Source organism: Mucilaginibacter sp. PAMC 26640 (assembly GCA_001596135.1).
GTDB lineage: Bacteria > Bacteroidota > Bacteroidia > Sphingobacteriales > Sphingobacteriaceae > Mucilaginibacter.
This window is the reverse complement of the sequence record CP014773.1, coordinates 2177507-2195518: the sequence shown is the minus strand read 5'-3', so window position 1 is coordinate 2195518 and position 18012 is coordinate 2177507. Positions and strand designations below refer to the sequence as shown.

The 18012-nt window shown below is 42.2% G+C and carries 25 protein-coding genes; 3 read left to right on the top strand and 22 right to left on the bottom strand.

Translation table 11 applies throughout. The features are described from left to right. Positions 1 to 26 precede the first annotated feature (26 nt). Together A0256_09465 and A0256_09460 are read left to right on the top strand one after the other, a co-directional pair. On the top strand, positions 27 to 1025 hold the full coding sequence (locus tag A0256_09465; protein ID AMR31636.1) for an MBL fold metallo-hydrolase: 999 nt from the start codon (positions 27 to 29) through the stop codon (positions 1023 to 1025). A gap of 75 nt (positions 1026 to 1100) precedes the next feature. After that, on the top strand, positions 1101 to 1967 hold the full coding sequence (locus A0256_09460; GenBank protein ID AMR34494.1) for a 1,4-beta-xylanase: 867 nt from the start codon (positions 1101 to 1103) through the stop codon (positions 1965 to 1967). A 167-nt stretch (positions 1968 to 2134) separates the two neighbouring features. Here A0256_09460 and A0256_09455 read toward each other — a convergent pair whose 3' ends face one another. The 3 genes from A0256_09455 to A0256_09445 all read right to left on the bottom strand — a co-directional run bounded on the left by A0256_09455 (position 2135) and on the right by A0256_09445 (position 4541). After that, complete coding sequence (locus A0256_09455; GenBank protein ID AMR31635.1) at positions 2135 to 3202, bottom strand: NAD-dependent dehydratase; 1068 nt, start codon at positions 3200 to 3202, stop codon at positions 2135 to 2137. A 96-nt stretch (positions 3203 to 3298) separates the two neighbouring features. Further along, complete coding sequence (locus A0256_09450; GenBank protein AMR31634.1) at positions 3299 to 3865, bottom strand: Crp/Fnr family transcriptional regulator; 567 nt, start codon at positions 3863 to 3865, stop codon at positions 3299 to 3301. A gap of 115 nt (positions 3866 to 3980) precedes the next feature. Further along, complete coding sequence (locus A0256_09445) at positions 3981 to 4541, bottom strand: elongation factor P (GenBank protein AMR31633.1); 561 nt, start codon at positions 4539 to 4541, stop codon at positions 3981 to 3983. Between the two features lie 262 nt (positions 4542 to 4803). Here A0256_09445 and A0256_09440 point away from each other — a divergent pair, with 262 nt between their 5' ends. After that, a complete protein-coding gene (locus tag A0256_09440; protein AMR31632.1) occupies positions 4804 to 5103 on the top strand; it encodes a thiol reductase thioredoxin in 300 nt (99 codons plus the stop codon). A gap of 70 nt (positions 5104 to 5173) precedes the next feature. On the opposite strand, the gene A0256_09435 is transcribed toward A0256_09440, so the two are convergent. The 19 genes from A0256_09435 to A0256_09345 form a co-directional block, all read right to left on the bottom strand. Then, positions 5174 to 5839, bottom strand: a complete 666-nt coding sequence (locus tag A0256_09435) for a hypothetical protein (protein AMR31631.1) — start codon at positions 5837 to 5839, stop codon at positions 5174 to 5176. A 71-nt stretch (positions 5840 to 5910) separates the two neighbouring features. Further along, the gene (locus A0256_09430) at positions 5911 to 7647 is read right to left on the bottom strand and encodes a pyruvate dehydrogenase (protein ID AMR31630.1); all 1737 of its coding nucleotides are present in this window, start codon (positions 7645 to 7647) and stop codon (positions 5911 to 5913) included. Positions 7648 to 8093: 446 nt separating this feature from the next. Continuing rightward, complete coding sequence (locus A0256_09425) at positions 8094 to 8657, bottom strand: 50S ribosomal protein L17 (GenBank protein AMR31629.1); 564 nt, start codon at positions 8655 to 8657, stop codon at positions 8094 to 8096. Positions 8658 to 8807: 150 nt separating this feature from the next. Further along, entirely contained in the window at positions 8808 to 9800 is a 993-nt protein-coding gene (locus A0256_09420) for a DNA-directed RNA polymerase subunit alpha (GenBank protein AMR31628.1), read from the bottom strand. A gap of 191 nt (positions 9801 to 9991) precedes the next feature. Beyond that, the gene (locus A0256_09415) at positions 9992 to 10600 is read right to left on the bottom strand and encodes a 30S ribosomal protein S4 (protein ID AMR31627.1); all 609 of its coding nucleotides are present in this window, start codon (positions 10598 to 10600) and stop codon (positions 9992 to 9994) included. Between the two features lie 67 nt (positions 10601 to 10667). Beyond that, positions 10668 to 11057, bottom strand: a complete 390-nt coding sequence (locus tag A0256_09410; GenBank protein AMR31626.1) for a 30S ribosomal protein S11 — start codon at positions 11055 to 11057, stop codon at positions 10668 to 10670. A gap of 131 nt (positions 11058 to 11188) precedes the next feature. After that, the gene (locus A0256_09405) at positions 11189 to 11566 is read right to left on the bottom strand and encodes a 30S ribosomal protein S13 (protein AMR31625.1); all 378 of its coding nucleotides are present in this window, start codon (positions 11564 to 11566) and stop codon (positions 11189 to 11191) included. Between the two features lie 196 nt (positions 11567 to 11762). Next, positions 11763 to 11981, bottom strand: coding sequence for a translation initiation factor IF-1 (gene infA / locus A0256_09400; protein AMR31624.1), 219 nt, complete (start codon positions 11979 to 11981; stop codon positions 11763 to 11765). Between the two features lie 63 nt (positions 11982 to 12044). Continuing rightward, complete coding sequence (locus A0256_09395) at positions 12045 to 12836, bottom strand: type I methionyl aminopeptidase (protein ID AMR31623.1); 792 nt, start codon at positions 12834 to 12836, stop codon at positions 12045 to 12047. A gap of 8 nt (positions 12837 to 12844) precedes the next feature. Then, on the bottom strand, positions 12845 to 14188 hold the full coding sequence (locus A0256_09390; GenBank protein AMR31622.1) for a preprotein translocase subunit SecY: 1344 nt from the start codon (positions 14186 to 14188) through the stop codon (positions 12845 to 12847). 6 nt (positions 14189 to 14194) lie between these two features. Further along, entirely contained in the window at positions 14195 to 14641 is a 447-nt protein-coding gene (locus A0256_09385) for a 50S ribosomal protein L15 (protein ID AMR31621.1), read from the bottom strand. A gap of 4 nt (positions 14642 to 14645) precedes the next feature. Next, entirely contained in the window at positions 14646 to 14825 is a 180-nt protein-coding gene (locus A0256_09380; protein ID AMR31620.1) for a 50S ribosomal protein L30, read from the bottom strand. A gap of 6 nt (positions 14826 to 14831) precedes the next feature. Then, a complete protein-coding gene (locus A0256_09375; protein AMR31619.1) occupies positions 14832 to 15350 on the bottom strand; it encodes a 30S ribosomal protein S5 in 519 nt (172 codons plus the stop codon). Between the two features lie 12 nt (positions 15351 to 15362). After that, the gene (locus A0256_09370; protein ID AMR31618.1) at positions 15363 to 15707 is read right to left on the bottom strand and encodes a 50S ribosomal protein L18; all 345 of its coding nucleotides are present in this window, start codon (positions 15705 to 15707) and stop codon (positions 15363 to 15365) included. A gap of 5 nt (positions 15708 to 15712) precedes the next feature. Further along, complete coding sequence (locus A0256_09365; protein ID AMR31617.1) at positions 15713 to 16270, bottom strand: 50S ribosomal protein L6; 558 nt, start codon at positions 16268 to 16270, stop codon at positions 15713 to 15715. Positions 16271 to 16287: 17 nt separating this feature from the next. Continuing rightward, complete coding sequence (locus A0256_09360; protein AMR31616.1) at positions 16288 to 16686, bottom strand: 30S ribosomal protein S8; 399 nt, start codon at positions 16684 to 16686, stop codon at positions 16288 to 16290. Positions 16687 to 16838: 152 nt separating this feature from the next. Then, positions 16839 to 17108 carry a 30S ribosomal protein S14 gene (locus tag A0256_09355; GenBank protein AMR31615.1) on the bottom strand — a complete coding sequence of 90 codons (270 nt, stop codon included), beginning with the start codon at positions 17106 to 17108 and terminating at the stop codon, positions 16839 to 16841. Continuing rightward, positions 17101 to 17670, bottom strand: a complete 570-nt coding sequence (locus tag A0256_09350) for a 50S ribosomal protein L5 (protein AMR31614.1) — start codon at positions 17668 to 17670, stop codon at positions 17101 to 17103. The genes A0256_09355 and A0256_09350 overlap by 8 nt, the downstream gene beginning before the upstream one ends. Then, entirely contained in the window at positions 17670 to 18011 is a 342-nt protein-coding gene (locus A0256_09345) for a 50S ribosomal protein L24 (GenBank protein ID AMR31613.1), read from the bottom strand. Before A0256_09345 ends, A0256_09350 begins: the two co-directional genes overlap by 1 nt. Between the last annotated feature and the right edge of the window lies 1 nt (position 18012).

Below are 18012 nucleotides of genomic sequence, written 5' to 3'. Positions count from 1 at the left end.
GTTATATTACTGCTAACAGCGAAATCATGAGTTTATCCGGATCACACAAATCGGGCAGCAAGTTTATCAATACCATACCAACCGAATCCGCCGGATTTGGAAAGTTTGTGCCTATCCTAAAAGAATACATCAATAATAAGGCAGAGAATACGCCAAAAATTCCGCTTGGCCCTTTTAAAACAGATGTATCTGTTTACGATACGCCTCCTGCCAGCGGTTTGCGGGTTACCTGGGTGGGGCATTCCAGTTTGTTGATTGAAGTTGATGGCATCCGTATTCTTACCGATCCGGTATGGAGCCAGCGTGTGTCATTTTCCCAGGCATTTGGGCCTAAGCGCTTCTTTCAGCCACCTATTACCCTGGCCGAACTCCCCAAACTGGATGTGATCATTTCCTCTCACGATCATTATGATCACCTGGACGAAGCTACGATCAAGTTCTTTGCCGATAAGCATGTCCCCTTTATTTGTTCTTTGGGCGTTGCCCGGTACCTCAAAAGCTGGGGCATTGCAGGTAACTATATACATGAAGTAGACTGGGGCGACAGCGTGATGATAGGCAATTGTAATATCACCGCTGCACCGGCAAGGCATTTTTCGGGGCGGGGCATCATCAACCGGGATGAAACTTTATGGTCGTCATTTGTAATTAAAGGGCCAAAGCATAATATTTATTTCGGTGCAGATTCCGGCTACTCCCCCGATTTTAAGGAGATCGGGAATACCTACGGCCCTTTTGATTTAACCATGCTGGAAATTGGTGCGTATGGACAGCACTGGGCGGATATCCACATGGGGCCCGATAATGCATCCAACGCCCATCTGGACCTGCGGGGCAACATAATGATGGGTATCCATTGGGGTACTTTTAACCTGGCTCCGCACGCCTGGTTTGAGCCGGCAGAAAGACTGGTAAATGCTAGCAAAGACAAAAATATTAAGCTACTTTTACCAGAACCAGGTAAACCAACAGAAGTAACAGGCCCGCTTGTTTCAGCGTGGTGGAAAAATTTCATGTCTCAGTAAGCCATTTGTTCTGCTATTTTGATAGTGAATTTTCTGTTTTCTGTAAAAACTTATATCGCCATAATGAAAAACGCTATTAAATCGCTTCTGGTAACATTTGGGCTATTTTACGGCTTTGCAGCCGGAGCGCAGACTGTTATTCCTCTTTGGAAGGAAGGTGCGCCAGGTTTTGAAAGCCGCCGCAATGAACCCGAGCAGGCCAAAGACTATTGGGTAAAAAACATCCATAACCCCTCCCTTACTGTCTATAGCCCTCCTGCGGGTAAAGCTAATGGCGCGGCAGTGATTATCTGCCCTGGCGGTGGTCATCGATTATTAGTTTATAATGCTGAAGGTGTCGCGCCGGCTAAGTTTTACAACGATTTAGGCATTACCGTTTTCATCTTGAAATATCGATTGGGCCGCGACACGTTATCTCCTTACAAAATAGAAGTCCATGCCAAGCAGGATGGCTACCGGGCCTTGCGCCTGGTTCGCAGCCGGGCGGCTGAATTTGGCATCGACCCAAACCGAATTGGACTGATGGGTTTTTCTGCAGGTGGCGAAGTGGTAGATATGATTGCATTTGGCGGCTACGAGGGCAACTCTCAATCCGTCGACCCAATAGACCGTGTAAACGCTAAGCCTAACTTTATTGTGCAAGTGTATCCTGGCCCTTCCTATGTGCCGGAACGGATTGCGCCAGATGCCCCGCCTGCATTTTTAGTGGCGGCGAATGACGATGCCTGCTGTTCACTACCGCTTATCCAATTATTGCAACGCTACCGCGATGCCAAAGTGCCTGTAGAGATGCACTTATACGCTCAAGGTGATCATGCCTTTAACATGGGCACCAACCGAAAGCTAAAATCTATCAACCACTGGCCGGATCGTTTGGCCGATTGGCTGGAAGACAGCCATATTCTTCAGCCCGCAAAAGATTTAAAGAAAGTACTTCATTAAAATAACTTGGAATCGGATACTGCAAATCGGCGTATCAAACCGGTTATGTATTTCATTTTAGATTAGGCTAATTATACTCGATACTTATTAGCAAAAGCCCCGATCTATATATGGCGTAACTACGATATATATAGACCAGGGCCTCCTATTAATTTCTAGTGCGATAATTACGGAATCAGCTGCTCAGCTTTTAACTGGTCAAACAGATCAAAAAACGAGTCGCTGGTTTTTTGGTAAACGGCAAAACCCAGTTTGCGGCTTTTAGACATATCTGTCATTACTTCTATCGGCCTCCCCAGGTCAAGATCAGTGTGCCAGGCGGATGCAAGGCGGCTCAGATCATGTTCTTTTAAATGGTAGCGCTCGGCAATATCTTTCCAAACCGGTGCATCATTAGCCATTTCTGCTTCCAGCGGGTGAATGTTACCATCGAAGCCGGAAGCCTCTACACCAAAATAATCTGCTATTTGTTTCCATAACCAGCTCCAGCGGAATACATCGCCGTTGACGATATTAAAGGCTTCGTTGCGACCCGCATCTGTGGTTGATGCCCAAAGCAATTGCTTGGCCAGCACCCTTGCGTCGGTTACATCAGATAAGCCGTTCCATTGTGCAGCAGAACCCGGATAGATAAACGGACGACCAGTTTCTTTACAAATAGTGGCATATACAGCCAGCGTGGTGCCCAGGTTCATCATATTGCCCACTGCCTTACCGATAACGGTATGCGGACGGTGAATGCTCCAGGTAAAGCCATCGCGAGCGGCGGCGGCATATACTTCGTCTTCCTGCGCATAGTAAAAGTTTTCTATGTCCAGGCGGGGATGTTCTTCTCTTAACGGGGTTTCTGGTAAAAAACCTTCTTTGGCGTAAGCCTCAAATGGGCCGAGATAGTGTTTAAGCCCTGTTACCAGTGCCACATGCTGCACGGATTTTTTTACCGATAACACGTCCAGCAGGTTGCGCACCATCAGGCTGTTCACACGGATGTTCTCCGCCTCTGTGTCATTCCGCATCCAACTGGTGATGTAAACATGGGTGGGGGCAATATCTGCCAATGCCTTGGTTAGGCTCTCTGTGCTTAAAAGATCAGCAGAAACCGGCAAAAGGCCGTTAATTTCCATATTCGGTTTACGGGCTAGCCCGTAGGTAGTCCATCCGTTGGCTAGTAATTCATTCGCCAGATTACTGCCGGTGATACCGCTTGCGCCTACTACTAATGCTATTTTATTCATGGTATTTGTTACGATTGTATTTACGCAACAAAGGTGGGGAAGCAATGTTGCGCTACAAAGGACATAGCTCACAAAAATCAAGTGACAAAAGTCACATCAATGGTCGGCCATGCGACTGAGTGTTTCGCGGGAGATACCTAAATAGGAGGCGATAAGCGCTTTAGGCAAACGCTGTGAAAGTTGCGGATAAAGCGAAAGGAACTGATCGTAACGATCTTTTGCGCTTTGGCTCATTAACGACTGAATCCGTTTTTGCAGGGCGATATAACCCGCCTGCGTTTTTTTGCGGAAAAAGTATTCCATTTTTCGAAGTTCAGCACAAAGCTGCTCCCGCTTTGCTAATGAAATGGTATATAACTGGGTATCTTCCAGGCAATCAATATTTAGCGTTGCCGCCTGCGCATTGTGATAAGCCTGCGGATCGGAGATCCACCAGTCTTCCATAGTAAACTGTAAAATATGTACTTTGCCGCTTTCCTCTGTAAAAAAAGATCGCAACAGCCCTTTCACCACAAAGTGATCATTTGGCGCTGAATTGCCCGCCTGTTGCACATACTGGTGTTTTTTATACGACCTGATATCGAAGTGAGACAGCACAAACCTAAACTCTTCATCGGTTAGCTTAACAATTTTCTCTATCTGGTTCCTCAGAATCTCTTCCACTGTCTAAATACTTGCGGATAAAAATAGCACAAATTCGCGCTCTGCATCCCTGTCGAAACAAAATAGGCCCAAATCTGATGACCGGGCCTGTTTGATGTTGCAATGGAGTCATTGATTATTTCACACGCTCCACGTATTCACCTGTGCGGGTATCAACTTTTACACGGTCGCCCTGGTTTACAAAAAGAGGAACCTTAATTTCTACGCCGTTCTCTGTAGTCGCCGATTTTAGCGCACCTGAAGAGGTATCGCCTTTAACAGCCGGTTCGGAATAAGTGATTTCCAGCTCAACAAAATTTGGAGCGGTCGCCATTATTGGCTCTTCGCTTTCAAAAGAAACGATGACGCTCATCCCCTCTTTAAGGAATTTAACAGCCGGGCCAAACAATGCTTTAGGAATGTTATGCTGGTCGAAACTGGTGTTATCCATGATCACCATGTAATCACCGTCTTCATACAGGTATTGAAAATCGTTAGTTTCCACGCGGCAAATTTCAACCTGCTCGTCGGTTGCCAAACGAGCCTCTACGATCCTGCCGGTTTTAATATTCTTAAATTTATCTAAATAAAAAGCGCCGCCCTTACCCGGGGTACGGTGCAATACTTCTGTTACGGTTACCAGTTCGCCGTTAAAGCGTAAAATATTTCCTACTTTAATTTCAGATGCCTTTGCCATTTGTGAAAATTTTGACTGCGAAGATAAATTAAGTTGCTGTAAACCCTACTATTTAAACCGTTTATGGCGTGCAAAAAAAACTATTTCTGGCTTAGGTGGTCAACAAGGAAAGTAATTAACGAAAATTTGGTGCTTTCATACTTTAAAATAAGGCATGTACAATTTTCTTATACCCAAATCATCTGCTTGTAAATGCAATTAAAAAGTTATTCCTGAAACGTATTGCCGCTTTCAGCGTTTAAACTAAAAGGAGATTAAAACAATGGCAAACTTTCAGGATATCATCGCATCAGACAAACCAGTTCTTGTTGACTTTAGCGCCGAATGGTGCGGCCCATGTAAAATGATGCCACCGATTTTAAAACAGGTAAAAGATGCTCTTGGCGATAAGGTGACAATTATTAAAATTGATATTGATAAAAACCCGGCTGCCGCCAGTGCGTACAAGGTGCAAAGCGTGCCTACGCTGATGGTTTTCCAAAATGGGCAAAGCAAGTGGCGCCAGAGTGGGGTGATCCAGGCAGGCCAATTGCAGCAGGTAATTCAGCAGTACATAAAGTAAATGAAACCCGATAATCTATCGAGAATGCTGTTTCAAATTCCAAAAATTTAATCCGTATATCTTTTTACTATTATTTCACTTCCGGCTTTGGGGCTTCATCGCTAACCGCAGGCTTGCGCAGGTAAAACCACGAGAGCAGGTACAGGCATAATAAGCCCAATAAAAAGCCACCTAAAACATCTGTAAACCAATGCGCCCCGAGGTAGATGCGTGAGAATGGAATAGAAAAAATCAGGAAGAGGCTAAGCCCCCCAATAACTATACGCAGACCTTTTGCAACGCCTTCCAGCTGGTACATTAAAAGTGTAAGGAAACCAAAAAACACCACGTAAAATAATACGTGGCCGCTTGGAAAGCTTTGCTGGGTAGTTTTGAATACTACCCTGACAATATCATCACCAGGACGCGGACGGTTTATCAGCGCTTTTACTATGGTGCTTACTAAACCAGCCAACATGGTAAGCAGTACGTATATTGCCGCCTTTTTGTACTTAAATATGAATAACACCAGGCTGGTTAAAACGATCATCACCGGAGACTCCGGCATGTAACCAGGTAAACTGATGATGGACATACTGGTATCCAAAAACTTATTCTGGTGCTCTTGTATCTCTTTAGAGAACTCCAAATCAATAAGTGAAGTTGGATAGATGATCACCAACGCGGTGAGCACCAAAAAGCCAAGGCTAATGATGGCCAGTAACCAGGTAAGTATGCGCTGTCTGCGTGTATTCATGGGCCAATTATTCCCTTAAAAGGGAAATTTTAATTCGTGCGATGATACGCCTTTTTTCACAGGATTCGATTTTAAATTAAATCTTTCAGGTGTTTATAATTCGATTTTACGGTATCCAGTACTTCGTCCATCTGTCCGTTCAGTATTAATTTTGTCATGGATAGCGCCATACCTTTTACCTGCGCCATTTCTACCTTTGGCGGCATCGCCAGCGCGTTCGGATCGGTAAATACATTCACCAGCACCGGTCCGTTAAACATCAGCGCCTCGCGCAAGGCCTGTTTGGCATCTTCCGGATCCTTTACGGTAATGCCTTTAATCCCCATTGCCTTGGCTACCATCGCAAAATCCGGGTTCAACATATCGGTTTGCCAGTCTGTTAAACCTGCCACTTCCATTTCCAGCTTCACCATTCCCAACGAACGATTATTAAATACAATGATCTTCACGGGCAGGTTATATTGGGTAATAGTTGCCAGATCGCCAAGCAACATCGACAGCCCACCGTCACCGCAAAGGGCAATCACCTGCCTGCCCGGGCAAGCTAAAGCCGCCCCTATTGCTTGTGGCATAGCATTCGCCATGGACCCATGGTTGAACGAGCCAATCATTTTACGCTTGCCGGTAGCACTGATATAACGCGATCCCCAAACACAGCTCATGCCGGTATCCACGGTAAAAATAGCATCATCGGTAGCCAATTCATCTATTAAACTGGCAATGAACTCCGGATGGATCTTTTCCTTTTTGCCTCCATCAGCTACATAAGTTTGCATATTATCTTTAACCCCGGCATAAACTTCCAGTTGAGCCTTTAAAAAGCTATCATCCGTATTTTGTGAAATTAAAGGTAATAATGCAGTTAGCGTATCTTTTATATCGCCGCATAAGCCAACTTCAACCTTAGCCCTGCGGCCAATGCGTTCAGGTTTGATATCTACCTGCACAATTTTACAATCTGTTGGCATGAAAGGCGTATATGGAAAATCCGTTCCCAGTAAAAGTAGCAGATCACTTTCGTGCATGCTATGGTAAGCAGATGGTAAACCTAAAAGACCGGTCATGCCCACTTCGTTTGGATTATCATACTGGATGTCCATTTTGGCCCTAAAAGAATAAGCCACGGTTGCATTAAGCATTTGAGACAGCCGAACTACCTCATCATGTGCTTCGGCAGCACCGATACCACAGAATATGGTGATCTTTTGATGTTGATTGAGTAAACCAGCTAGTTGAAGCAAGTCAGCATCTGACGGGCGCACCACGGGCTGAGGGTTAAAATTAGCTGTTGCGGTGAGGATCTCCACCTGTTCCATACTCGTCAAATCGCCTGGTACGCCAATAACCGCAACGCCTTTACGATGTAACGCTGCCTGAATGCCAGCCTGCAGCATGCGGGGAAATTGCTTGGGAGTAGTAGCAACCTGGTTATAATAACTGCAATCTTCAAAAAGCTTGATGGTATTGGTTTCCTGAAAATATTCTGTACCATACTCAAAACTTGGAATAGTAGATGCAATGGCAATAACCGGTGCGCCGGAGCGATGCGCATCGTACAGACCATTGATCAAATGCACATGCCCAGGGCCGCTGCTACCTGCGCAACAGGCCAAAGTACCCGTTACCTGCGCTTCTGCGCCGGCTGCATAAGCGCCTGCCTCCTCATGCCGAACATGCACCCACTGAATACTGCCTTCGCGCCTCACCGCATCGTTTACTTCATTTAAGCTGTCGCCGGTAACGGCGTATATTCTTTTGATGCCTGCTTCTACCAACATCTCAACCATTTGGTCTGCTACGTTTGCCATATTAAAACTTTATAATAGACTAACCTGATAAAGGGTTAAGGGTTTTTAAAATCAAGAAAAATGAAAGGAGGATTATTAATCAGCAGCAAATGAAACTGAGTAACTAAATTTAGATGGACACAAACCGATGAAAGCATTTCCAACAGGTCATTTAAACAAGAGAGCCCGGGGGATTGGGTATTAGTTTACCGAGGAAATTACTAGAAGCAAGAAAGTGAGCCCCGTATCTGAAGCGAAACATTCAGATTGGCAGCATAGCAGCAATTAAAACAATGAGCGAAACCTAAATTTTAGCATCGGAAAGTTTGACTCAAATAAAATAAAACGTTTACAATGCTCAGTGCCTGCTCAGCGACTACCGTGATTAAAATTAGTTGGTACAACAACCTAAAACAAAAACGGCCTCCAAAATTTGGAAGCCGTTTTCAATATCAGTAACGGGCTAATTACTCGCCTTTTTCTGCATTTTCTTCATTCTTAGCAGGAGCTGCAGGAGCTTCTTCTACAGCCGGAGCAGCTTCAGCAACCGGAGCAGCATCAGCAACTGGAGCAGCTTCAACAGGTGCATCAGTAGTTTTCGCTTTAGCAGCACCACCACGACGACGTGTTGATTTCTTTTCCGTTTTAGCAGCTACATCTTTACCGTAAACAGTGTTGTAGTCAACCAGCTCGATGATCGCCATTTCAGCATTATCACCTAAACGATTCTCTAATTTCACGATACGTGTATAACCACCCGGGCGGTTAGCAATTTTCTCAGCAACATCGCGGAACAGCATGCTTACTACTTCTTTATCCTGTAAGTAACTAAATACTGTACGACGAGAATGCGTAGTATCATTCTTTGATTTAGTTAATAATGGTTCAACATACCCGCGTAAAGCTTTTGCCTTAGCTAAGGTTGTTGTAATGCGCTTGTGTTGAATAAGCGAAGATGCCATGTTAGACATCATCGCTTTACGATGGCTGTCTGTGCGGCCTAAATGGTTTACTTTTTTACCGTGTCTCATTGTTTTTTAATTTTTGCACGTGCATACCGTTGGGCGACTTTTCTTAATCAAGCCCGCGGAATTACGCTAGTTTTAGAATCAAGAACAAAGACATAAAGATTCAAGAAAATAGTCTTGCTTCCCACATCTTACACTCCTGCCTCTCAATTGTTATTCTTCGTCTAACTTAAATTTAGCCAGGTTCATACCAAAAGATAAACCTTTTGATTTAACCAGGTCCTGAATTTCAGTTAATGATTTTTTACCAAAGTTTCTGAATTTAAGCATATCAGCTACATCGTAAGAAACCAAGTCGGCCAGGCTGCGGATATCAGCAGCTTTTAAGCAATTCAATGCACGTACACTAAGATCAAGATCAACCAATTCGGTTTTCAAGATCTTACGCATATGAAGAATTTCTTCATCAACTTCTTTTGTCTCCTCTTTAGCTTGTGCTTCCAACATCATATTCTCATCAGAGAAAAGCATAAAGTGCTGGATCAGGATCTTAGCGGCTTGCTTTAACGCATCTTCCGGATGAATAGAACCATCTGTAGAGATATCAAGGATCAATTTTTCATAATCCGTTTTTTGCTCTACACGGTAATTTTCAAGCGTGTATTTAACGTTTTTTATAGGCGTAAAGATAGAATCGATAGCTATAACCCCTACGTTAGCATCCGGGTTTTTATTTTCTTCGTTAGAAATGTAACCACGGCCCTTAGCAACAGTAAGCTCAACTTCAAGCGTTACTGATGAATCCATGTTACAAATAACAAGATCAGGGTTCAATACAGTAAAATTGTTTGAAAATTTACTCACGTCGCCTGCCTTAAAAGCATCCTGACCGTTAATGATCACAAATATTTTCTCATTATCGCCAGATTCACCTGTCTTTTTAAAACGAACTTGTTTTAAATTAAGGATGATCTCGGTAACGTCTTCTACCACACCTTTGATGGTTGAAAACTCATGCATCACGCCAGATATACGTACTGAAGTGATAGCATACCCTTCTAATGAAGAAAGTAAGATACGACGCAGAGCATTACCAATGGTTACACCGAAGCCTGGTTCTAACGGACGAAACTCAAACGTGCCATCAAAATCATTTGATTTCTGCATGATAACCTTGTCTGGTTTTTGAAATGCTAAAATTGCCATTTATATCTTTTGTTTATTGTTAGTTTGATAATAGATTTGAGATGCGAGATATGAGATGTGTGAACTAAAACGCCACTCCCGAAAACCCCTATCCAAATCGCCTGAAATTGTAAATGTTGTAAACTGAAAATTGAGATATGGGATTTGCGAATCAATCTCAAATCTCATATCTCTCATCTCAAATCTAATTCTTATTTTGAGTACAACTCCACAATAAGGTTTTCCTTAATGTTCTCTGGTATCTCATCGCGGTTTGGATAATTTAAGAACTTGCCTGTTAATTCGGCAGCATCCCATTCCAACCAGCTATATTTGTTAATCTTACGACCAGCAACAGAATTACTGATAGCCTCAAGAGACTTCGATTTTTCACGAACAGCGATAACGTCACCAGCTCTTAATTGGTATGATGCAATATTTACAACAGAACCATTAACAGTAATGTGTTTGTGACCAACTAACTGGCGTGCACCAGAACGTGTTGGAGCAATACCTAAACGGTAAACTGCATTATCCAAACGTGCTTCCAGGAACTTCAACAAGTTTTCACCAGTGATACCATCTTTTGCTGATGCAGTATGGAACAAGTTCTCGAACTGACGCTCTAATACACCATAAGTATATTTAACTTTTTGTTTTTCCATTAACTGTACCGCGTACTCAGATTGCTTTCCTCTTCTTTTAGAAGCGCCATGCATTCCGGGTGGGTAGTTTTTTCTTTCCAACGCCTTGTCCGGACCGAAGATCGGCTCGCGGAACCTACGCGCAATTTTTGATTTTGGGCCTGTATATCTTGCCATTATTTGTGTGTTTTAAAGTATCAAACAGCCTGTAGCTGCCGAATCTTAGCTTTAAAAATTTAGTGAATTAAACTCTTCTGCGTTTTGATGGACGGCAACCGTTGTGTGGAAGCGGTGTGATGTCCTTAATGGTAGTTACTTCGATACCGGTTGTTTGCAATGTACGTATTGCAGATTCGCGGCCTGAACCAGGACCTTTAACAAAAACTTCAACCTTACGTAAGCCTAAATCGTAAGCTACTTTACCGCAATCGGCAGCAGCCTGACCAGCAGCGTATGGTGTGTTTTTCTTAGAACCTTTAAAACCCATTTTACCAGCAGATGACCATGACACTGCCTGGCCGCTTTTGTTGGTAAGGGTAATAATGATATTGTTAAAAGTTGCATTGATGTGTGCTTCGCCAACCGACTCTACAATTACAATGCGTTTCTTGGTAACTTTTTTGGTTTTTGCCATTGTCTTAATTATTGAGTTGATGAATTACTGAATTAGTGAATTCTAATTCGGACCCATTAACCGTTTTTATAATTTTATATTCCTGGCGAAGGGCATGGTATCAATACCTGCCACTCACCAATCATTATTTACTATTTAGTAGCTTTCTTTTTGTTAGCAACTGTTTTACGTTTTCCTTTACGGGTACGTGAGTTGTTTTTAGTACGCTGACCACGTAACGGCAAGCCTTTACGGTGACGGGTACCACGGTAGCAACCGATATCCATTAAACGTTTGATGTTCAACTGAACTTCAGAACGCAACGAACCTTCTACCTTGATCTGATCGTTGATGATCGTACGGATAGCAGTTAACTGCTCATCATTCCAGTCCTGAACTTTGATATTTTCATCAATTTCAGCCTGTTTCAAAATTACTTCGGCGGTTGAACGGCCTATACCGTAAATATAGGTTAAACCTATAACGCCTCTTTTGTTCTTTGGTAAATCAATACCGGAGATCCTTGCCATATTTTTCTTTGTGTTTTTACGTAATAACCGAACGGCGGGCCACCGTTGTACGGATCACTACAATTTTCTTAATTATCCCTGACGCTGTTTGTATTTAGGATTCTTTTTGTTTATCACATAAAGTTTCCCGTTACGGCGGATGATCTTGCAATCAACACTGCGTTTTTTAATGGATGCTCTAACTTTCATCTCGTTGTTATTTATATCTGTAGGTTATTCTTCCTTTTGTTAAATCATACGGGCTCATCTCTAACTTCACCCTGTCACCAGGAAGAATTTTGATATAGTGCATACGCATTTTACCCGATATGTGTGCAATAATCTCATGACCGTTTTCAAGCTCAACTCTGAACATTGCATTTGACAACGCTTCCCGAATTGTACCGTCCTGCTCGATCGATGATTGTTTAGCCATATTTTATTGATTATTACTTAATTATACACCCCAAAACCGGGATGCAAAATTAATAAAAATATTTTAATTATTCGATTTTTCTTGTAAAACTTTATCAATGTACGAAAACGTTGATAAAATGTCTGCTTTGCCCTTTTTAACAGCAACTGTGTGCTCATAATGGGCGGATGGTTTCTTATCAACCGTTGATACGGTCCATCCATCATCCCAAAACTTAACACCGGCACGGCCAGCGTTAATCATTGGCTCAATGGCGATAACCATACCTTCCTCCAATTTGATGCCCGACCCACGTTTGCCGTAATTTGGTACCTCCGGCTTTTCGTGAAGGCGTGTACCTACACCATGACCTACGAGTTCCTTTACTACACCAAATCCGTTTTTTTCAGCATGCTCTTGTATGGCATAACCAACGTCGCCTATTCGCATTCCAACTACCGCTTTCTCAATACCCAGATCCAGGCATTCTTTGGTTACCCGCATCAGCTTTTTAGTCTGCTCATCAACTTCGCCAATGGCAAAAGTATAGGCCGAGTCTCCGTAGAATTTGTTCAGAACAACACCGCAATCAACAGATACAAGATCACCGTCAACCAAGGGCTTTTTACTCGGAAAACCGTGTACCACCTGATCGTTAAGCGAAATACATAATGAATATGGGAATCCCCCGTAATTCAAAAAAGCCGGGACCCCTCCATTATCACGGATAAAGGTCTCGGCTAATTTGTTTAATTCGAGTGTAGTTACACCGGGGCCTATAACCTTGGCTATTTCCCCGTGTGTTTTGGAAACAAGTAAAGAACTTTCTCTTATCAGCTCTATCTCTTCAATAGACTTATAAATGATCTTAGACATGTTTTATATTAGATGGCTGTTGGTGTAGTACCAGCAGCTGCAGGAACGCCTGAGCGCCCTTTGATCCGGCCTGTCTTCATTAATCCATCGTAATGACGCATTAATAAGTGGCTTTCTATCTGCTGTAAAGTATCTAACACAACCCCTACAAGAATGATCAGCGATGTACCACCAAAGAACCTTGCAAATAAGCTGCTTACTCCAACCATACTGGCAATAGCCGGTATAATGGCAACAATAGCTAAAAAGATAGATCCAGGTAAAGTGATCTTTGAGATCACCTCATCAATAAAGGTTGTAGTGGCATTACCTGGCGCTACACCCGGTATAAAACCACCATTCTTCTTCATATCATCGCTCATCTGTTTAGGATTAACGGTAATTGCCGTATAGAAATAAGTGAACAGAATGATCAATATAGCAAATACGAGGTTATGTTGCCACGAGTTGTAATTTGATAACGCGATCAAAATTCCGTTTGATGCTGCACCGGGATAAAACTGGGCAATTGTATTAGGTATAAACATTAATGCCTGCGCAAAAATGATTGGCATTACACCGGCAGCATTTACCTTTAAAGGTATGTACTGGCGTACGCCACCGTATTGTTTGTTACCCACAATACGTTTTGCGTATTGTACAGCAATCTTGCGTGTTCCCTGCACAATGAGGATGGTAAACATTACCACACCCAACAGTGCTACAATTTCAACGATGAAGGTAATTAAACCACCAGCTCCACCGGTACGGGATTGAAATTCAGTAACGAAAGCACTTGGCAACTGGGCTATAATACCCACCATAATGATTAGCGAAATACCATTTCCAATACCCTTATCAGTGATCTTTTCACCTAACCACATTACAAATAATGTACCTGCGGTTAATACGAAAGTATTTAGGATAATAAAGTATGGATTTGGGATCAGCATTGCATCAGCTCCAACCTGAGATTTCAGGTAACCAATAGCCTGCAACGCAGTGATCGCTATTGTTAGATAACGGGTCCACTGATTAAGCTTGTTACGGCCGCTTTCACCCTCCTTTTGTAACTTGGTAAAATAAGGCACCGCTATACCTAATAACTGAACCACGATGGATGCAGAAATATAAGGCATTACACCCAATGCAAAAATGGAAGACCGTGAGAATGATCCGCCTGCAAACATATTCAGCAATCCTACCAGGCCTTCTTTAGCTTTAGCAGAATTAAGAGTAGCCGCATTTACACCCGGCAATACGATAAACGAACCAACGCGGTATATCAAAAGAAATAAGAGTGTGTTTGTTATACGCACTCTTAGATCCTCAATTTTCCAGATGTTGGATAATGTGGTGAAAAATTTCTTCATCGAAAATTATAACTTTACAATAGTTCCGCCAGCCGCTTCAATAGCTTTTTGAGCAGTAGCAGTAAATGCATGTGCTGTAACTTCTAACTTGGCAGTAAGCTCGCCACGGCCAAGGATTTTAACCAGGCCATTCTTAGATACCAAACCATGTTCTTTTAATGTATCGAAGTTAACTGTAGCTAAGGTATACTTTTCAGTTAATGCTTGCAATACGTCAAGGTTAACACCAACATATTCCACACGGTTAGGGTTTTTAAAACCTACCTTAGGCACACGGCGCTGTAATGGCATCTGGCCACCTTCAAACCCTACCTTGGTAGAGGTACCTGAACGTGAACCGGCACCTTTATGGCCACGGGTTGATGTACCGCCACGGCCACTACCTGTACCACGGCCAATTCTTTTCCTATTTTTGGTAGAACCTTCTGCAGGTTTAAGATTACTTAAATTCATGATATTAAATATTTTCTACTGCTACCAAGTGGTTTACTTTACGTACCATACCTATAATAGCCGCAGTGGCTTCAACTTCCACACTGTGGTTAATTTTCTTAAGGCCTAAAGCCTCAACAGTTCTTTTTTGGCGCTCGCTTCTGTCGATAACGCTTTTTATCTGTGTTATTTTGATTTTCGACATGACTGATTATCCGTTAAATACTTTGCCTAAACTGATACCGCGTTGTTGAGCTACTGTGTGTGCATCACGTAATTGTGATAATGCAGATACAGTTGCTTTAACCACGTTGTGTGGGTTTGATGATCCTTTAGATTTTGCCAATACATTATGTACACCGGCAATTTCCAACACAGCACGCATTGCACCACCAGCTATAACACCGGTACCGTTTGCTGCTGGTTTGATAAATACAAAACCACCACTGAATTTACCTATCTGCTCATGAGGGATAGTAGCGTTGATAATAGGAACTTTAACTAAGTTCTTTTTAGCATCGTCAATACCCTTAGCAATTGCCTCGGTAACTTCTTTTGCTTTGCCTAACCCGTAACCTACAACACCGTTCTCATCACCTACTACCACAATGGCAGAAAAGCTGAATGTACGGCCACCTTTTGTTACTTTGGCTACACGTTGTATGCTCACCAGGCGATCTTTTAATTCGATCTCGCTGGTTTTTACTCTTTTTATGTTGATTGTTGACATTTCCTGTTTCGATTAAAAGTTTAAACCACCTTCACGTGCACCTTCTGCCAGTGATTTAACACGGCCGTGGTACAAATAACCATTCCTGTCAAACACTACATCTTTAATACCTGCGGCAATAGCTTTTTCAGCTACCATTTTGCCAACAGCTACCGATTGATCCGACTTGGTACCATCTGCTGTGAAATCTTTTGATAAAGATGAAGCTGATACAAGTGTTTTACCGGTTACATCGTCAATAATTTGTGCGTAGATACCTTTGTTGCTTCTGTAAACAGATAAACGAGGGCGTGCTGTTGATCCTGAAAGGCGTTTACGAATGCCTTTTTTAATCCTGTCTCTTCTTGATAATTTCATGACGATTATTTTTTAGATGCTGATTTACCTGCTTTTCTTCTCAATATTTCGCCAACAAACTTGATACCTTTACCTTTGTAAGGCTCTGGTGTACGTAACGAACGAATCTTCGCAGCTACTTGTCCTATCAATTGTTTATCGTTAGATTCCAGGATGATGGTAGGGTTTTTACCTTTATCAGCAGTGGTTGTAACTTTAATTTCTTTTGGTAACTCAAACACGTAATGGTGAGAATAACCCAACACTAAATCTAAAGTATTACCTGTGTTAGTTGCACGGTAACCTACACCTACTAATTCTTGCTGAATTTTGTAGCCTTCTGTTACACCAACAACCATGTTATTTATTAATGAGCGGTATAAACCATGTAACGCTTTGTGGCGTTTTTGATCTGATGGACGTTTAACCAATAACTGGCCGTCTTCCTGCTCGATGATGATATCTCTATCAACTGCCTGTTGCAACTCACCTTTTGGGCCTTTCACGGTAACTACATTATCTGCAGATACAGTGATAGTAACGCCGCTGGTTAGTGCTATAGGTGCTTTTCCTATTCTTGACATTGCTTAATTTCCTCCTATTAATAAACGTAGCATAAAACTTCGCCACCTACATTTTGCGTACGAGCCTCTTTATCGGTCATTACACCTTTAGAAGTCGATAGGATAGCGATACCTAAACCATTTAATACACGTGGCATGGTATCCATACCGGCGTATTTCCTCAAACCTGGTTTACTAATACGTGAAATGCTGCGGATAGCAGGGATCTTAGTTATCGGGTGGTACTTTAAAGCAACTTTGATGCTGCCTTGTGGACCGTTGTCCTCAAATTTGTAATTAGCAATGTAACCTTTTTCGAAAAGCACTTTTGTGATTTCCTTTTTCAGATTTGATGCAGGAATTTCAACAACCCTATGGTTGGCTTTAATAGCATTCCTTACTCTTGTAAGATAATCTGCGATTGGATCTGTATTCATTATTGTTGTTTATGATGATGGTTTCCTTCCCGTAACATCCGGGGTGACCTTTCATCGGTTAATTCTTTTAAAATTCGAGCCGCAAAGGTACAAAAAAATTCAAAACATAATGTTATATGTTTTGAATTTGCCTGCTCGTATTTTACTGGTTATTACCAGCTTGCTTTCTTCACGCCGGGGATCTTGCCATCAAGAGCCATTTCACGGAATGTAACACGTGAAATACCAAATTGACGCATGTAACCGCGTGGACGGCCTGTTAATTTGCAACGGTTGTGCAATTTCACAGGTGATGATGCCTTTGGCAATTTATCCAAACCCTGGAAATCACCAGCTGCTTTTAATGCAGCTCTTTTTTCAGCATATTTTGCTACTAATTTAGCACGTTTTACTTCACGAGCCTTTACGCCTTCTTTAGCCATTGTTAGTTGGAGTTTGATTTTTAAATGGTAAACCAAATTGCTTAAGTAACTCTAATGCTTCAACATCGTTGGTAGCAGAGGTTACAAAGGTAATATCCATACCTTGAATTTTGTTGATCTTGTCAATATTGATCTCTGGGAAAATGATTTGCTCAGTGATACCTAAAGTATAGTTACCACGGCCATCAAAACCTTTATCGTTGATGCCTTTAAAATCACGGATACGTGGCAGGGCAACAGCAATTAAACGATCTAAGAACTCATACATTGTATTATCGCGCAAAGTAACACGAACGCCGATTGGCATGTTTTTACGCAACTTAAAGTTAGAGATATCCTTTTTAGATTTTGAAGAAACTGCCTGCTGACCAGTTATAGTAGTTAACTCGGTGATAGTGTTCTCGATCAATTTCTTGTCGGTAGTAGCACCGCCAACACCCTGGTTGATAGCAATTTTCTGCAACTTAGGCACCTGCATTACACTTTTGTACTGAAATTTATCTTTCAGTGCAGTGCGGATCTCTTCTTTGTATTTCGATTTTAATCTTGGTACGTAAGCCATTACTTAATTTCCTCCCCTGATTTTTTAGATACTCTAACCAATTTGCCGGCATCGTTTAATTTACGGCCAACACGGGTTGTTTTTCCTGTTTTAGGTTCAACCAGCGCCAGGTTAGAAATATGAATAGCAGCTTCCTGCTTTAAAATTCCGCCGTTAGGATTGGCTGCATTAGGCTTAGTGTGTTTCGATACCATGTTGGCACCTTCAACAATCGCCCTGTTTTTATCAATTATTACTTCAACAATTTTACCTTCTGAACCTTTTGAGTCGCCGGCTATAACCTTTACTAAATCACCCTTACGGATCTTTAATTTAGCTGGTTTGTTTACTTTCTTTTCCATA

What these genes read in the sequence shown, in the direction of transcription:
- A0256_09465 (AMR31636.1), top strand. Translation starts at nt 27, where the DNA reads ATGAGTTTATCCGGATCACACAAATCGGGCAGCAAGTTTATCAATACC.
- A0256_09455 (AMR31635.1), bottom strand. Translation starts at nt 3,202, where the DNA reads ATGAATAAAATAGCATTAGTAGTAGGCGCAAGCGGTATCACCGGCAGT.
- A0256_09445 (AMR31633.1), bottom strand. Translation starts at nt 4,541, where the DNA reads ATGGCAAAGGCATCTGAAATTAAAGTAGGAAATATTTTACGCTTTAAC.
- A0256_09440 (AMR31632.1), top strand. Translation starts at nt 4,804, where the DNA reads ATGGCAAACTTTCAGGATATCATCGCATCAGACAAACCAGTTCTTGTT.
- A0256_09435 (AMR31631.1), bottom strand. Translation starts at nt 5,839, where the DNA reads ATGAATACACGCAGACAGCGCATACTTACCTGGTTACTGGCCATCATT.
- A0256_09430 (AMR31630.1), bottom strand. Translation starts at nt 7,647, where the DNA reads ATGGCAAACGTAGCAGACCAAATGGTTGAGATGTTGGTAGAAGCAGGC.
- A0256_09425 (AMR31629.1), bottom strand. Translation starts at nt 8,657, where the DNA reads ATGAGACACGGTAAAAAAGTAAACCATTTAGGCCGCACAGACAGCCAT.
- A0256_09420 (AMR31628.1), bottom strand. Translation starts at nt 9,800, where the DNA reads ATGGCAATTTTAGCATTTCAAAAACCAGACAAGGTTATCATGCAGAAA.
- A0256_09415 (AMR31627.1), bottom strand. Translation starts at nt 10,600, where the DNA reads ATGGCAAGATATACAGGCCCAAAATCAAAAATTGCGCGTAGGTTCCGC.
- A0256_09410 (AMR31626.1), bottom strand. Translation starts at nt 11,057, where the DNA reads ATGGCAAAAACCAAAAAAGTTACCAAGAAACGCATTGTAATTGTAGAG.
- A0256_09405 (AMR31625.1), bottom strand. Translation starts at nt 11,566, where the DNA reads ATGGCAAGGATCTCCGGTATTGATTTACCAAAGAACAAAAGAGGCGTT.
- infA (AMR31624.1), bottom strand. Translation starts at nt 11,981, where the DNA reads ATGGCTAAACAATCATCGATCGAGCAGGACGGTACAATTCGGGAAGCG.
- A0256_09395 (AMR31623.1), bottom strand. Translation starts at nt 12,836, where the DNA reads ATGTCTAAGATCATTTATAAGTCTATTGAAGAGATAGAGCTGATAAGA.
- A0256_09390 (AMR31622.1), bottom strand. Translation starts at nt 14,188, where the DNA reads ATGAAGAAATTTTTCACCACATTATCCAACATCTGGAAAATTGAGGAT.
- A0256_09385 (AMR31621.1), bottom strand. Translation starts at nt 14,641, where the DNA reads ATGAATTTAAGTAATCTTAAACCTGCAGAAGGTTCTACCAAAAATAGG.
- A0256_09380 (AMR31620.1), bottom strand. Translation starts at nt 14,825, where the DNA reads ATGTCGAAAATCAAAATAACACAGATAAAAAGCGTTATCGACAGAAGC.
- A0256_09375 (AMR31619.1), bottom strand. Translation starts at nt 15,350, where the DNA reads ATGTCAACAATCAACATAAAAAGAGTAAAAACCAGCGAGATCGAATTA.
- A0256_09370 (AMR31618.1), bottom strand. Translation starts at nt 15,707, where the DNA reads ATGAAATTATCAAGAAGAGACAGGATTAAAAAAGGCATTCGTAAACGC.
- A0256_09365 (AMR31617.1), bottom strand. Translation starts at nt 16,270, where the DNA reads ATGTCAAGAATAGGAAAAGCACCTATAGCACTAACCAGCGGCGTTACT.
- A0256_09360 (AMR31616.1), bottom strand. Translation starts at nt 16,686, where the DNA reads ATGAATACAGATCCAATCGCAGATTATCTTACAAGAGTAAGGAATGCT.
- A0256_09355 (AMR31615.1), bottom strand. Translation starts at nt 17,108, where the DNA reads ATGGCTAAAGAAGGCGTAAAGGCTCGTGAAGTAAAACGTGCTAAATTA.
- A0256_09350 (AMR31614.1), bottom strand. Translation starts at nt 17,670, where the DNA reads ATGGCTTACGTACCAAGATTAAAATCGAAATACAAAGAAGAGATCCGC.
- A0256_09345 (AMR31613.1), bottom strand. Translation starts at nt 18,011, where the DNA reads ATGGAAAAGAAAGTAAACAAACCAGCTAAATTAAAGATCCGTAAGGGT.